Consider the following 14533-nt stretch of genomic DNA (forward strand, 5'->3'; position numbering starts at 1 on the left):
TTAGCATTTTCCGCATAATATAGCTGTGGCTAGTAAGACTCAAAATATTTATTTACACCAGCAGAGGCAAAGGCTAGGTTTGCTACACTGAAAACGTACTAGTTCCATTTTAAGTGCTGAGTTGAAAGTGCTGAGGAGCCAGTGCGTTGCGGAGGTTCCCTCCGTTGTAGCAACTGGCGTTGCTGAGTCAGGGCAATGAGCGCCTACGGCACTTTTGATTATTAATATTATTCTGGCTAACAAAACACTCAGCACTCAAAACTCAGCACTCAGCACTAACGAGGGAGAAGCTTGATGTTGCTTGGTCTGCGAATAGAAAACTTTGCCCTGATTGACCAACTGGAACTAGAATTTGGCGTTGGGTTAAATGTTTTAACAGGTGAAACCGGCGCGGGAAAATCGATTATTTTAGATGCGATTGATGCAGCCTTGGGTGGTAAAGTTTCCAGTCGCGTTATCCGCACTGGCACAACCCGCGCAATGGTAGAAGCAACTTTTAAATCTCATCATGCCTTAGCTGCTTGGTTAACGGAACAAGAAATCGATTTAATTGATGATCACTCAGTAGTGATTAGTAGAGAAATTACCGCCACAGGTAGTAATATCCGCAGCCGATCGCGGGTGAATGGTGTATTAGTGAATCGGCAAATCATGGTAGGATTGCGCGATCGCCTCGTGGAAATTACCGCCCAAGGTCAAACAGTCCAAGTTGGACAACCAGCCCAAGTCCGGGAATGGTTAGATGTGTATGGTGGCGATGCTTTAATTCATCAGCGTCAAGTGATTGCCACAGCTTATCATGCTTACCAACAAGCCCATCTTGCCCTAGAAAAACGCCGCACATCCGAACGGGAACGTCTGCAACAACTCGACTTGCTGACTTATCAAGTGCAGGAATTATCCACCGCCAACCTCAGCGAACCGCAAGAATTAGAACAACTGACCCAAGAACGGGAACGCTTAAATCACGTCGTTGACTTGCAACAGATGAGTTACAAAATCTATCAGGCTTTGTATCAAAACGACGGTGATACACCAGCCGCAGCCGACTTACTCGGAGATAGCGAAGCCACCTTAAACGATATGGTGGAATATGATAGCCAACTGCAATCATTATTAGAATTGGTGAGAGATGCTCAAACGGCAGTTGTGGAAGTTGGACGACAAATTAACGCTTATGGGGATAGTTTAGAAGCTGACCCCCAAAGATTGGAAGAAGTAGAAGAAAGAATCCGAGAATTAAAGCAAATTTGCCGCAAGTACGGGCCGACGCTGATAGAAGCGATCGCTTATTATCAACGTATCCAACAAGAATTAGCCGAACTCAACGATAGTGAACAATCGATTGAAAGTTTAGAACAGCAAGAAAAAACTTGTTTTGATAAACTGACCCAAGCCTGTCAAAAGTTAACTAAACTGCGCCGTCAAGCTGCGAATAATTTAGAGTCGCGGTTGATTGCAGAACTCAAACCCCTGGCGATGGAAAAAGTACAATTCCAAGTGGAGATAGTACCCATCGTTCCCACGGCGGCGGGTGCAGATAAAATTACCTTTGTGTTCAGTCCCAACCCTGGCGAACCATTGCAACCATTGACCGAAATTGCTTCTGGTGGGGAAATGAGCCGCTTTTTACTAGCACTGAAAGCTTGTTTCTCGCAAGCAGACTCCGCCGAAACATTGGTATTTGATGAAATCGATGTCGGTGTTTCTGGCAGAGTTGCCCAAGCGATCGCTGAAAAATTATACCAACTCGGTCAACACCATCAAGTATTGTGCGTGACGCACCAACCCTTAGTAGCAGCAATGGCTGACCGTCATTTCCGGGTAGATAAGCAAATTATTACCCAAGGTAAAGGTAAAAAAGCTAACAATGGCAGCACAGAACAGCGTACCGTTGTCCGAGTTACTTATTTAGATAATATTAGTACGCGCCGGGAAGAACTAGCGCAGTTAGCTGGGGGTAAATCTGCCACAGATGCGATCGCATTTGCTGAGTCTTTGTTATTGCAAGCCGCTAACCACCGCCGCCGCGAAAGTTGACCATGAAATTTAACGCACCTGCATATAGTAGTCAAAATTAGGAATGTATGACATTAACCCTTAATCTCTCACCAGAGTTAGAACAGTATCTTGCACAAGAAGCCACTCAGCAAGGGCTTTCAGTAGAAGCATTAGCATTGCAGCTTTTGACAAATTCTATCCTACTGAAGCAAAAACAAGCCCAAGCAGTTAACTTACTTCAGTCGTGGATAGATGATGAGGATGGAGAGGAACAGCAGGAAACAGGTCAATATTTGATTCATGCTTTAGATAATGATCGGCTGTCAGAACGCAAGTTATTTCCGTCTGAGCTCAAAGGTATAACTTGGTGAGTCGAGTTATTGTGTTAGATACAGGAGTGCTTGGTTTAGTTACCAATCCCAAGCTTTCTAATGAGGGTGTTGCTTGTACTCAATGGCTCCAATCTCATGTTACATTGGGAAGCCGTATTATTATTCCAGAGATTGCAGATTACGAGGTGCGCCGCGAATTATTACGAGCGAATAAGACCAAAGGTATTGCTCGTCTAGATAATTTAGCTAAATTTCTTGAGTATTTGCCACTGACAACAACTGCAATGCGTCAAGCAGCTGAATTTTGGGCGCAAGCTCGTCAGCAAGGACAGCCAACAGCAGGTGACAAAACGATTGACGGTGATATGATTCTAGTGGCTCAAGCAATAGTTCTCGGAATTCCAGATATTGTAATTGCGACAACAAATGTGGGTCACTTGTCGAGATTTGTAGTAGCCGAGTTGTGGCAAAACATTACTTGCAGTTGATTACTACCTAATACTGCTTTAGCACAGACAATACATAATCCTCTATCTTAAGAGAAGTTGAGGCGATCGCATTTGCTGAGTCTTTGTTATTGCAAGCAGCCAACCACCGCCGCCGCGAAAGTTAACTCAGCAGCAATTGTAGGAACTGGCTTGATTTTTGAAATTATCTTTAAAGGCTGGGAGTAGGAAAGAGGATTTTTTTGGTGTACTGTATTTTTTATGCAAATCCAATGTTGTTCCTAATAGATACCCGACTTTTTGAAAAAGTCGGGTATCTGAGCAGCACGACAAAATTAGTCAAAATGCGCGGATGGGTAGGTGTACAAAATCGCCCTTGAATCAGAATGGCTGGATTCCTTGGAGAGTAAGGTTTTGCAGAAAAATTTAATTAAAATCGTCCGCGCACCTTACGCAGTATGAGTTTCAGCGATTTCATGTAAATCAATTGACCTTCCACCATGTTAAAATTATCCCATCCGCGAAACCGCACCTTGAAAACTAAATATAGTAAGCTTTTCCGGCTCCCGCGATTGCAATTCAAACTAATCCCTATTAGGGATTGAAACTAGCCACCACCTTTAATGAACCATTTGGTTCCCCTGAAATTGCAATTCAAACTAATCCCTATTAGGGATTGAAACAACGGCTTGAATTTCTTTGTTTGTGGATACTATGATTGCAATTCAAACTAATCCCTATTAGGGATTGAAACTACCATCTAAAATATCTTGGCTAAATCTTCTCAAAATTGCAATTCAAACTAATCCCTATTAGGGATTGAAACTGCCGTGAGCAACTGTGCGACTACGCCAGTACTCATTGCAATTGCAATTCAAACTAATCCCTATTAGGGATTGAAACATCAGAGCTATCGGATGCTGGAAAATTAGATATTATTGCAATTCAAACTAATCCCTATTAGGGATTGAAACCTGCACCGTTGACAGCTGCACGAACTGAAAGAGAGACTACATTGCAATTCAAACTAATCCCTATTAGGGATTGAAACATTATCGCTCATGGAAATTTTCAAGAGTTAGTAAATGATTGCAATTTAAACGATGAATTGTCTCACACAGAGGCACAGACGCGACAAGGCGTTTTATGTTTGAGTCCATGAAATTTCATCTCTTGATTCAGCAATACCAAGTCTTTATTAGTCAGACGATGGAGTTAATTATTCAAGGTGTTGGCAAAAATTAAAACGGGATAGGCGAACCTATCCCGTCAACATATACTAGCGTTTAAACTTTAACGCTGAGTTTAAGTTCCACTAGTCCAAGAGTTGATGTACTCAATTTGATCTGGTGTCAAGCTATCGATATAAATGCCAATAGCTTCCAACTTCAACCGCGCAATTTCTTGATCTACCTCAGTAGGAATCGAGTGTAAACCAGGTTCCAATTTACCTTGATTCTTCACCAAGTATTCACACGCCAAGGCTTGGTTTGCAAAACTCATATCCATTACCGCGCTAGGATGTCCTTCGGCTGCGGCGAGGTTGACTAAGCGTCCTTCACCCAAAACAATCACTGATTTACCACTCTTCAGTTTATATTGTTCGGTAAAGGGGCGGACTAGCTTAATTTCTTCAGCTTGACTAGCTAAATATTTCAAGTCAAGTTCGATATCAAAGTGACCGGAGTTACAAACGATCGCACCATCTTTCATGACATCGAAATGTTCACCGCGAATGACGTGCTTGTTACCAGTTACGGTAATAAACAAATCACCTTGGGGTGCAGCTTCAGCCATTGGTAAAACACGGAAGCCATCCATCACCGCTTCAATCGCTTTGATGGGGTCAATTTCGGTGACAATCACGTTTGCACCCAAACCACGGGCGCGTAATGCAGTACCTTTACCGCACCAGCCATAACCAGCAACAACAATAGTTTTGCCAGCTAAGAGAATATTTGTCGCACGGATAATCCCATCCAGGGTTGATTGTCCTGTACCGTAGCGATTATCAAAGAAATGCTTGGTGTCTGCGTCGTTAACATTTACAGCCGGGAAGGTGAGAACGCCATCTTTGAACATCGCGCGTAAGCGCACAATTCCGGTTGTGGTTTCTTCTGTTGTCCCAATTAAATCAGCAATTTGATGTTGACGCTGCTGAACTAGGGTAGCAACCACATCACTACCATCATCAATAATAATGTTAGGACGGTGGTCTAAAGCAATTTGGACGTGGCGGTTATAGGTTTCGTTGTCTTCGCCTTTGATAGCAAAAACGGGAATTTCATGATCAACAACAAGACTAGCAGCTACATCGTCTTGAGTTGATAAGGGGTTACTCGCAATTAACACTGCATCTGCACCGCCAGCTTTGAGCGCAATGGCTAGATGTGCTGTTTCGGTGGTGACGTGGGCGCAAGCCACAAGACGCAGCCCAGCAAAAGGTTTTTCTTGGGCAAAGCGATCGCGGATTTGCCGTAAAACTGGCATTTCCCGTCCAGCCCATTCAATGCGCTGTCTTCCCAAGGGAGCGAGGGCGAGGTCTTTAACCTCGTGCTTTAATCGGGGAGAAGTTGCGGTCATAAGTTCCTCAAAAACGTAAAAAATGTACGTAAATATCGGTTACGTACTTTATTTAGTTTATTGTACGACTAGGATTTTTGGGTTGTTTAGTTCGGATTTAGAATTGGAGGGGATGAAGGGCGATCGCTCCTGAGTTTCATCTATCGCTTGTCTAACCAAGCCTGTAAATCAGCCAAATTAGTAAAATCTAACAATGCTTCGCTTACCTCTTCCAGAACAGGCAAAGGCAAACCAGCAATTTTAGAGCGCATTTCTTCCGATAATTCGCCAAACCGCTTGGTTAAGTAGTTAAACATAATTAATTACACAAAGTCATTGCGAATGGAGCGAAGCGAAATGAAGCAATCGCAAGGGCTGGGATTGCTTCGCTTCGCTCGCAATGACTGTAATTAATTTTGCGTGGTTACTTAGCAATCGAAGAATCAGATTAACTGTTGCTTGTTCTCGACCTTCTTCACGCCCTTGTTCTCTGCCCTCTTCACGTCCTTCTTCTTTAATTTCTCGGTAAACTCTGGTTTCTTTGAGTGTAATTCCCAGCATTGACTCAACCTCCGTTCTGGTTAATTGTTCAAACTTGTACACCATAATCGTGAGAAATGTAACCAGTGTTGCATTAGTTAGTATTGAAGAAAGTCAAGTGAGGAGTCGGATTCTGAAAAAGTTTGAATTGAAAGGGGTTGAAAAATTAATTGGGCCGATCGCGGCGCTACTGGCTTTTATATGCTTGTTACAGTGGTATATCTTTGGAGACTTGCGATCGCCTTCTGATCCTGTCTTTAATGATAATCAACCACCGCTAGTTATGAAAGGCGGCGACCCCTATATCCGCGCCTTGATGCGAACCATTTCCGCCAGCGAAGCTAATGGGAACCGTCCCTACTCTCTGTTGTATGGTGGACAACAAGTTACAGACTTAAGTCGTCACCCAGAAATCTGCGTTACCATCGTTACCGGGCCAAACACAGGTAATTGTTCTACAGCTGCGGGCAGATATCAAATTATCAATACTACTTGGTTTAATATCGCACCCCGATATCATCCCAGCCCAGCGAGAATGGTGTTTTGGACTTCTTATAGTTTTGAACCAGAATTTCAAGATGTAGTAGTTTATCGTTGGTTAAACGATAATCAAGTTTGGGGTGTGGATATTTCTAAACTTTTGCGTCAAGGCAAAATAAATGATGTTTTACGCCGTTTATCTCCGACTTGGACAAGTTTAGGATATGGAATTGAAACAAATTCTATCAGTAGTTCTTTACCTAAGATTTATCAGAAAATGTTAAAAGAAGAATTAGCCGCAGCTAATCAATCAACATCAGTAAATGTCGCACCAACTCCTTAAGTAAACTCCCTTTAATGTTAATATGAAGATGCGTTATCTGTCTTGAATTTTTCAGTCAATGATTAAAAATGGTAGTCTTACAATGACAGCACTAACATTAAATCTTGATTCTGTAATTAAACTCACAAGAGAGGAATTTTACCGCCTATGTACAGAAAATCCAGATTTAAAATTAGAACGCAATGTTCAGGGAGAATTAATTATTATGCCCCCAACGGGAGGAGAAACAGGCAGAAGTAATGTTAATTTAATTCTGCAAGTCGCTTTGTGGAATGAACAAACACGAGCTGGAGAAGTTTTTGATTCTTCTACTGGATTTACTTTACCAAATGGTGCTGACCGTTCTCCTGATGTTTCTTGGGTAGAAAAATCTCGTTGGGATGCTTTGAGTAAAGAACAAAGAGAAAGGTTTATTCCCTTGTGTCCAGATTTTGTCATTGAGATTATGTCACCATCTGATTCTTTGGCAAAAATTCAAGCTAAAATGACTGAATATATGGCAAATGGCTGCCGATTAGGTTGGTTATTTAATCGCAAGCAACAAGAAGTAGAAATATATCGTCCAGGACGAGAGGTGGAAGTTTTAAAATCGCCTCAAGTTCTTTCTGGTGAAAATGTATTATCTGGATTTGTCATCAATCTGCAAAAAATTTGGTCTTAAAGATATTCCTGGACAAATAAAGAGTAATTAACCGCCGATAGACGCAGCGAAAAGTTGCGTGGGCGGCTCTGCCGACTTGAGCAAACTTTTCAAGACAGATGGACGCAGATATTTTTTACATCAACAGGCTATAAATTTAATTATCCTGCTAAAAAGTCTTGAATATACTGCACAAATTCTGGAGTATTTTCTAAATGAATATTATGAGCAGAATTACTAATTATTTTTAATTGAGCAACTGGGCATATCCCGGACATTTGGATATTGATATTGATAAACTTATCATCATTATGACCTACTAGTAAAAGCAAAGGTACTGTATTATCTTTAAGTTTATGCCATAACGACAGTTGACTACCTGTCCCCATAATTCTGAGTGATTTAGCTAACTCCAGTGGTTGATTTTGTAATCGGCTGGCTAACATTCTGTCAAATCCTGGATGATTTTTGATAGAACCAAAAATTGGCTGATTATACCAGTTTAATAAAAATTCTCGAAATTCACTCTTAGAAACACATCTTAAGAGTTTTCTGGCTATTTGTTCATCTTTTTTAATTCTTTCTATTCGTTCTTGTTCTGTAACTAAACCTGGAGATGCTGATTCTAAGATAACTTTGTCAAAACGCTCAGGAAAATATAAAGTTAGGTATAAGGCTAATCTTCCACCCATTGAATAACCAACTAAAAAGCATTTGGGTATATGCAATTCATCTAATAAATTAATTAATGCTTGAGCAGTTTGTTCAATGTTATAGTATTTATCTTCACCAAATACTTGAGTTTTACCATGTCCGGGAAGGTCAACAGTGAGATAAGAAAATTCTGTACCCAGAAGTTGTATAACTTCGTCAAATTCATCTAGCTGACCAATAAAACCATGTAGAAAAATAATATATGGTTTATTTGGATGGCTAACTAATTGATAGTGAAATTTATAATTTTCTCCCATACTATTAAATTTATACAAATTTTATGCGAAAAATTAGTTTATTTATTGCGTCTAGCCTTGATGGATATATTGCTAGAGAATCAGGGGAAATAGATTGGCTATTTACAGACCAAGACTATGGTTACTCTGAGTTTATTGCTGAAGTTGATACATTAATTATGGGTCACAAGACTTATCAGCAAGTACTGGGTTTTGATGAATATCCATACAGTGAACAAGAAGTTTTTGTACTTTCTCATACTCTGCAAGGTAAAGCAGAGAATAACGCAATATTTATCAATGATGATTGGGTTAATTTTATAACAAATTTACGTCAATCTCGTGGTGGTGTGATTTGGTTAGTTGGCGGAGGGCAGACAATTCATTATTTTTTACAGCATAATTTGATTGATGAGATAATTCTCTCAATTCATCCCATTATTTTAGGCAGTGGGATTCCATTAATTATTAAGGACTCAAGTATCGCTACAAAACTGGAGTTGCGAAATGTGAAAAGTTATGATTCAGGGTTAGTGCAAGTTACGTATAATGTGAAAAGTTAAGATTAATATTATCAGCGATCGCTCTCTGTTTTAGCTTCTAGGTAGGAATGATTTTATTAATGGGATTCCCCCAATTACAACAAACAGTGAACCCATACCAATAAACATTGTAGGTAAAAACCATAAATCAAACCAAGAGTGAATTGCAGCAGATTCTGGCTCTTGGGGATTGTAGAGAATTTTTACTTGTTGTCCTGGAGAATATGCTGGGGGGTTGCTGCCACTACCAGCTTCAAATTCTACTACTTTACCAGAATTTGCTGTAAATTTGATGACTGGATAATAAATAGTAGAAGAACGCCCTTTACTATCTCTAGATTTATGTTTGACTACGTTAATCACAGTTCCTTGAGCGGGGATAGAATTTTTAGAGAAACTGCGAGTATCCATAGCAATGATGATACCTGTGATCAAAAAAATACTACCAATCCCCGCAAATATAGAACCAAATATGCGAAAAAAGGTGACATCTTGATTTGGCATATATTTGAGACTTGAGTAAAATATCTAGATTTGGCGATCGCGGCATTTATAAGGTAAGTCAAAATTAATTATGGGGCCTACTGGCATCACTCCACTAGGATTTAATTCTGGTAGACCGACATAATACAGTTGTTTGATATGACTAATATTACACCATTGTTTCACACCAGGATATTGATATAGCTCCCGGCAATAATTCCAGAGATTGGGATACTCAACTAACCGCTTCAAGTTACACTTAAACAAGCCATAATATGCTAAATCATATCGAAACAAAGTCGTAAACATACACCAATCGGCTAAGGTAATTTCTTCACCGCAGAGATATGGCTGTTTACCTAAAACATTTTCCCAATGTTCCATAGCCAAGAATAATTCTTTCATGGCTTGTTCATAAGCCGTTTGGGTTGTCGCAAAACCAACGCGATATACACCATTATTTATCGGCTGGTAAATAGCATTGATGGTTTTATCAATGATAGCTTGTAGGGATTTGGGATAAAAATCAACCATTTTCTCAGCAAAGAAATTAAATTCTGTATTTAAGATTTGGATAATTTGCCGAGATTCATTATTGATAATGCTGTTTGTATGTTTATCCCACAGTACTGGAACGGTGACTCTTCCGGTATAAGTGGGATTCGCTTTGGTGTAAATTTGCCAAAGATAATCAGCTTGGTTAACTTTGTCTCGAATACATCCTTGTTTATCAGAAAATTTCCATCCTTGTTCACTAATTACAGGGTCAACAATAGAAAGACCAATCACTTTTTCTAACCCTTTTAAAGCACGTAATAAAACAGTGCGATGCGCCCAAGGACAACCCAAAGAAACATACAAATGATATCTATCGGCTTCTGCTCTAAATCCACTAGCGCCATCTGCGGTAATTTTATGATGAAACTGTGTGGGCATTCGCTGAAATTCGCCTTTCTCATTTCGTTCTGTCCAAACAGTTGTCCATTGTCCGTTAACTAATCTACCTAATGCCATATTTTTTCCCTATATTAATTGATGGAATGATTTGGCGATAGTTTAACAGACTTTTTTGGCGTTTACAGCTTAATCAATGGTAGAGTGACGATAAAAGTTGTGCCGACTCCTACCTCGCTGTTGAGCATAATTTCACCTTTATGGGCATCGACACACTTTTTTACAATTGCCAAACCTAAGCCAGTCCCAGGAATTCCCCCGACGTTTTCGGCACGTTGGAAAGGTTGGAACATCCGCTTTTGGTCTTGTTTCGGGATACCGATTCCCCAATCTTGAAACCGGAACATGACGGAGTTTTCTTGGCTAATTAGTTCAAACTGAATTTTGCCATTAGGTAGAGAATATTTAATGGCATTGCCTAATAAATTGCCTAGAATGTGGCGTAGTAGAGTTTCATCCCAAACTGCTTCAGCTAATTCTCCATAACTGGTAAATACCAGATTTAAATTTTTTTCTTTGATATTTAATTGCGCTTCATAAACTAATTGGCGACAAAATCCTTCTAAATCTAATGGCTCAAGGTCACAGGGAAATTTCCCAGAGTCAACCCTATCAATTACAGACACTTCGTCTAACATTCGCGCCATATTCTTAATAGCTGCGCGAATCATTTGTAAATGATTGCGTTTTTTTTCTTGAGTTAATTTATCTTCGTTATTTTGAAGTAATCCGGCGGCTAAGAGAATAGTATTTAGTGGTTGGCGAATATCATGAGAAAGCATGGAAACTAATTCTGATCTGAACTGGTTAATTTCGTTAGCTTTCACTAGTTCGGCGGTGCTTTCTTTAACTTGTACTTGTAATGTTTGATTAACTTGGCGTAATGTTTCTAAAAGCTGTTTACGCTCGATCGCATAACAGATAGAACGCACTAAGGTATGAACATTGACTTGGCGCTTGACTAAATAATCTTGCGCTCCTTCTCTGACTGCTTCAATCGCCAATTCTTCATCGTTAGTATTTGTAAGTACCACAATTGGCACGCTGGGCGCACAATTAATCAAGACTGGCAAAGATGATAATCCTTGACTGTCGGGTAGAGTCAAGTCAAGTAATATGATGTCGTAATTGCTGCTTTTGAGTTTATTGATTGCTTCTTGTAATCGCTTGACATGAACTAGCACAAATTCTTTAGCGTCGGCTTGCTGCAAAAACTCTTGCAATAACCTAGCTTCTGCCAGATTGTCTTCAATTAACAAGATTTTTACTAAGCTTCCAGCCATAGTTTTTTATTTCAAGCCCTGGGAAGTGAGAGGGGGGAGTGGGGAGTGGGGAGAGAAGGGAGAGAGGGGAGTGTGGGGAGTGTGGGGGGAAGATTTCTTCACCATCTTCCCACACCTCCCACACCTCCCACACCCCTGCACCCTTACACCCTTACACCCATCTAATTACTCTGAAGGTAAGGTGACAGTAGATAGCCAAAAATCTTCGATACCTTTGACGATTTGAAAGAGTTGGCTGAGGTTGCGAGATTTTGTAATGTAGCAGTTAACGTGTAAGTCGTAGCTGTGAAAAATATCATCCTCGTTTTTTGAGGTTGTCAGCACGACTACGGGGATACGTTTCAGGAGTGGGTCGTTTTTAATTTCTGCTAAGACTTCTCGACCATCTTTTCTAGGCAAGTTTAAATCTAGCAGAATCAGGTCGGGGCGGGGAGCATCAGCGTATTCACCTTCTTGGCGTAAAAAGGCCATTGCATCCACGCCGTCTCTGACTGTCACGACTTCGTGCGGGACTGCGCTATTTTTCAATGCTTCTTGAATTAAGCGGATATCGGCTTTATTATCCTCGACCAAAAATATGGTTTTGGGCTTGTCTTCCGTTTCTACGCTCACGCTCGCGCCCTCCAACTGGAATTGTAAAGTAGAAGGTAGCTCCCTCACCAAGTTGTGATTCTACCCAGATGCGACCTCGATGACATTCGGCAATTTTTTTACATATAGCTAAACCCATACCCGTACCAGGATACTCGTCTCTGGTGTGTAGGCGTTGGAAGATGACAAAAATGCGATCGCTAAATTTGGGTTCTATACCGATACCATTATCGCGTACCCAGAACAACCATTCATCTTCTAATCTTTCTGCACCTACGTGAATGCGGGGTGGTTGGTTGCTACGGAATTTGATGGCGTTAGCAATCAAGTTCTGGAATAGTTGCATTAACTGGGTACTACCAGCCATGACTGTGGGTAAGGGATCATAGGTAATTACCGTACCAGTTTCAGCAATGCGCTGTCGTAAGTTGCTGAGGGCGTGTTCTAAGGCGGTTTCGACTTCTGTTAGTTGAAATGCGATCGCTTGAGTATCAACTTTGGAGTATGCTAGTACGTCATCAATCAAAGTCTGCATTAGACTCACACCCTGAACAGCGAAGCCAATAAATTCTTTCGCGTCTTCGTCCAGTTCTTCGTTATAACGCATCTCTAATAACTGCACATAATTCGCCACTTGATTGAGTGGTTCTTGCAGGTCATGGGACGCGACGTAGGCAAATTTTTTCAATTCGGCGTTAGAACGTTCTAAATCTTGGGCTAATTGAGCAAGTTCATCGGCTTGGCGCAAGACAATATTTACAATTGCTTTTCGCAATTCCAATGCAGCTTTAATTTCCACATATTGCCAAGGTAAAGATGTCAGTTTGACTGTTTCTTTCCACAATTCAAAAGATTTGCGGGGACACAGACGCACATCACCATCTGTTTGGCTAACTTCAAATGCTTTATGAGGATCACCACCCCAATTCACTGTCTGAATGACTTCAGGACGGAACCACAAAACATAATTGCGTTTAGAAATGGGAATTGCTAATAAACCACTCGCAACGTTTTTAAATTTCTCCGCATCGGGATAAACTTGGGGCAAAGAATTAGTATAAAATACTTCTTCATCGACGTTATTCTTTAACCACTGTACCAAGAAATTCAAGTCTTCTTCGGCGGGAGTTTCACCTATAAGTGTACAGCGATCGCCAAAACAAACAGCCGCACCTTGGGCGCTGGTTAAATCTAATAAATTCGGCTGATGTTTAACTAAACCATCAATAAAGTTTTCTTCCTGAGACATATATTCAACCAACAGCGATTGAATATGTGTCAAATTCATCCGATAGTCGTAATCTTCTGTTTCTTCTCTGGCAGAAATTTCTGCAAATATGACTCGTCCTAAAAATTCGCAGGCTTTCCGCAATTCATAGGAGACAAATTTTGGTGTTTGATGATGACAAGCAATCAATCCCCAGAGTTTTTGGTCTTTAATTAAGGAGATAGTTAAAGAAGCACCCACACCCATATTATGTAAATATTCCAGATGGCAAGATGCCGCACTTCTCAAAATAGAATTGGTTAAATCTACAGAACGCTGACTAACTGGATTGATGGCGGTAATCAGTTGTACTGGTTCGGCTTTGGCATCCGGGATAATTCTAATAGAATTAGATGCAAATAACTTTCTTGCTGGTTTAGGAATATCTGATTCAGGATAATGTAAACCTAAATAAGGCTCTAGGGTTTCTAGCTTTTCTTCGGCAATCACTGAACCATGTCCATCATGATCAAATTTATATAACATTACCCGGTCAAAACCAGTTACCTTCCGCACTTCTTGAACAATGATTTGGCAAAAGTCCCGCAGGTTTGAAGTTTTTTCTAACTGGTTAATAGAAGCCTTCGCTAGATGGTAAAAACTTAAGAATGGGATGTTTTCTTGGGAAAATGTTGGTTCTAGTTCCAGAATTAAACAGCCTTCTGAGTTGCGGTGAAAAACTGCATCAAAAACTATATATTCATCACCCTTCTTGCGGAACCAAAGTTTTGTCGGGTTGATAAACTCCAGATTATCTCCGGCTAACCCTGTTTTAATTCTTTCTAGTTGATAAGAGTCTAATAAATCTTCCAGTTTCTTTTGTAACATTGCTTCGGGTTCGATCCCGAACACAGCCCAGGTATTATTACTCACTTGTAAGATTTGTAATTCTGGTTCTGCCAATACTAGCAAAACTCCGTGGGGCTGGATTTGGCGAGAAGTATGAATTGGCGCTTCTTTTAAGCTAGTAACATTAATGCTAGGAAGTTGTAAATTCAATTCCATTAGGATTCCCCTCTATATACTAGGGAGCATCAAAAGCAGGCTCTATATAGGTTTTACATATAGTGTGGATAACTTTGTGACACTTCCTAAATGTAAGCTGATATAATTGTGATT

At 40.4% G+C, this 14533-nt stretch carries 13 protein-coding genes, 1 pseudogene and 1 CRISPR repeat array; of the genes and pseudogenes, 6 read left to right on the plus strand and 8 right to left on the minus strand.

Annotation, left to right across the window (positions count from 1 at the left end; all coding sequences use genetic code 11):
• Nucleotides 1-294: 294 nt before the first annotated feature.
• Genes recN through H6G28_RS06440 form a run of 3 tightly spaced genes read left to right on the plus strand, consistent with a single transcriptional unit; the run spans nucleotide 295 to nucleotide 2821 of the window.
• Complete coding sequence (gene recN / locus H6G28_RS06430) at nucleotides 295-2040, plus strand: DNA repair protein RecN (protein ID WP_190669778.1); 1746 nt, start codon at nucleotides 295-297, stop codon at nucleotides 2038-2040.
• A gap of 47 nt (nucleotides 2041-2087) precedes the next feature.
• Nucleotides 2088-2372: a hypothetical protein gene (locus H6G28_RS06435; RefSeq protein WP_190589725.1), complete on the plus strand. Its 285-nt coding sequence runs from the start codon at nucleotides 2088-2090 to the stop codon at nucleotides 2370-2372.
• On the plus strand, nucleotides 2369-2821 hold the full coding sequence (locus H6G28_RS06440) for a PIN domain-containing protein (protein ID WP_190589726.1): 453 nt from the start codon (nucleotides 2369-2371) through the stop codon (nucleotides 2819-2821). The genes H6G28_RS06435 and H6G28_RS06440 overlap by 4 nt, the downstream gene beginning before the upstream one ends.
• Before the next feature lie 529 nt (nucleotides 2822-3350).
• Nucleotides 3351-3830: direct repeats of the CRISPR family, unit length 37 nt; unit sequence ATTGCAATTCAAACTAATCCCTATTAGGGATTGAAAC.
• Nucleotides 3831-4084: 254 nt separating this feature from the next.
• On the opposite strand, the gene ahcY is transcribed toward H6G28_RS06440, so the two are convergent.
• Nucleotides 4085-5362, minus strand: coding sequence for an adenosylhomocysteinase (gene ahcY / locus H6G28_RS06445; RefSeq protein WP_190669780.1), 1278 nt, complete (start codon nucleotides 5360-5362; stop codon nucleotides 4085-4087).
• Nucleotides 5363-5502: 140 nt separating this feature from the next.
• Nucleotides 5503-5956, minus strand: a pseudogene (locus H6G28_RS37750) (DUF4351 domain-containing protein); the annotation flags it as partial.
• A 94-nt stretch (nucleotides 5957-6050) separates the two neighbouring features.
• Between H6G28_RS37750 and H6G28_RS06460 the strand changes: the two are divergent.
• Both H6G28_RS06460 and H6G28_RS06465 read left to right on the plus strand, forming a co-directional pair.
• Nucleotides 6051-6704 (plus strand): glycoside hydrolase family 24 protein, encoded by a 654-nt coding sequence (locus H6G28_RS06460; protein WP_396019787.1) that lies wholly within the window; start codon nucleotides 6051-6053, stop codon nucleotides 6702-6704.
• 82 nt (nucleotides 6705-6786) lie between these two features.
• Nucleotides 6787-7365 (plus strand): Uma2 family endonuclease, encoded by a 579-nt coding sequence (locus H6G28_RS06465; protein WP_190669784.1) that lies wholly within the window; start codon nucleotides 6787-6789, stop codon nucleotides 7363-7365.
• 140 nt (nucleotides 7366-7505) lie between these two features.
• Here H6G28_RS06465 and menH read toward each other — a convergent pair whose 3' ends face one another.
• Nucleotides 7506-8315: a 2-succinyl-6-hydroxy-2,4-cyclohexadiene-1-carboxylate synthase gene (gene menH, locus H6G28_RS06470; RefSeq protein ID WP_190669786.1), complete on the minus strand. Its 810-nt coding sequence runs from the start codon at nucleotides 8313-8315 to the stop codon at nucleotides 7506-7508.
• A gap of 23 nt (nucleotides 8316-8338) precedes the next feature.
• Between menH and H6G28_RS06475 the strand changes: the two genes are divergently transcribed.
• A complete protein-coding gene (locus H6G28_RS06475) occupies nucleotides 8339-8857 on the plus strand; it encodes a dihydrofolate reductase family protein (protein ID WP_190669788.1) in 519 nt (172 codons plus the stop codon).
• Nucleotides 8858-8887: 30 nt separating this feature from the next.
• Here H6G28_RS06475 and H6G28_RS06480 read toward each other — a convergent pair whose 3' ends face one another.
• From H6G28_RS06480 to H6G28_RS06500, 5 genes are all read right to left on the minus strand, one after another.
• Complete coding sequence (locus H6G28_RS06480; RefSeq protein ID WP_190669790.1) at nucleotides 8888-9340, minus strand: DUF3592 domain-containing protein; 453 nt, start codon at nucleotides 9338-9340, stop codon at nucleotides 8888-8890.
• A gap of 24 nt (nucleotides 9341-9364) precedes the next feature.
• Nucleotides 9365-10333, minus strand: a complete 969-nt coding sequence (locus H6G28_RS06485) for a glutathione S-transferase family protein (RefSeq protein WP_190669791.1) — start codon at nucleotides 10331-10333, stop codon at nucleotides 9365-9367.
• Nucleotides 10334-10395: 62 nt separating this feature from the next.
• On the minus strand, nucleotides 10396-11556 hold the full coding sequence (locus H6G28_RS06490; protein ID WP_190669793.1) for a hybrid sensor histidine kinase/response regulator: 1161 nt from the start codon (nucleotides 11554-11556) through the stop codon (nucleotides 10396-10398).
• 165 nt (nucleotides 11557-11721) lie between these two features.
• Nucleotides 11722-12168, minus strand: a complete 447-nt coding sequence (locus H6G28_RS06495; protein ID WP_190669795.1) for a response regulator — start codon at nucleotides 12166-12168, stop codon at nucleotides 11722-11724.
• Entirely contained in the window at nucleotides 12116-14419 is a 2304-nt protein-coding gene (locus H6G28_RS06500; protein WP_190669796.1) for a sensor histidine kinase, read from the minus strand. Before H6G28_RS06500 ends, H6G28_RS06495 begins: the two co-directional genes overlap by 53 nt.
• Between the last annotated feature and the right edge of the window lie 114 nt (nucleotides 14420-14533).

It is taken from the genome of Nostoc sp. FACHB-190 (assembly GCF_014696905.1).
GTDB lineage: Bacteria > Cyanobacteriota > Cyanobacteriia > Cyanobacteriales > Nostocaceae > Nostoc_B.

What these genes read in the sequence shown, in the direction of transcription:
- recN (WP_190669778.1), top strand. Translation starts at nt 295, where the DNA reads ATGTTGCTTGGTCTGCGAATAGAAAACTTTGCCCTGATTGACCAACTG.
- H6G28_RS06435 (WP_190589725.1), top strand. Translation starts at nt 2,088, where the DNA reads ATGACATTAACCCTTAATCTCTCACCAGAGTTAGAACAGTATCTTGCA.
- ahcY (WP_190669780.1), bottom strand. Translation starts at nt 5,362, where the DNA reads ATGACCGCAACTTCTCCCCGATTAAAGCACGAGGTTAAAGACCTCGCC.
- H6G28_RS06465 (WP_190669784.1), top strand. Translation starts at nt 6,787, where the DNA reads ATGACAGCACTAACATTAAATCTTGATTCTGTAATTAAACTCACAAGA.
- menH (WP_190669786.1), bottom strand. Translation starts at nt 8,315, where the DNA reads ATGGGAGAAAATTATAAATTTCACTATCAATTAGTTAGCCATCCAAAT.
- H6G28_RS06475 (WP_190669788.1), top strand. Translation starts at nt 8,339, where the DNA reads ATGCGAAAAATTAGTTTATTTATTGCGTCTAGCCTTGATGGATATATT.
- H6G28_RS06480 (WP_190669790.1), bottom strand. Translation starts at nt 9,340, where the DNA reads ATGCCAAATCAAGATGTCACCTTTTTTCGCATATTTGGTTCTATATTT.
- H6G28_RS06485 (WP_190669791.1), bottom strand. Translation starts at nt 10,333, where the DNA reads ATGGCATTAGGTAGATTAGTTAACGGACAATGGACAACTGTTTGGACA.
- H6G28_RS06490 (WP_190669793.1), bottom strand. Translation starts at nt 11,556, where the DNA reads ATGGCTGGAAGCTTAGTAAAAATCTTGTTAATTGAAGACAATCTGGCA.
- H6G28_RS06500 (WP_190669796.1), bottom strand. Translation starts at nt 14,419, where the DNA reads ATGGAATTGAATTTACAACTTCCTAGCATTAATGTTACTAGCTTAAAA.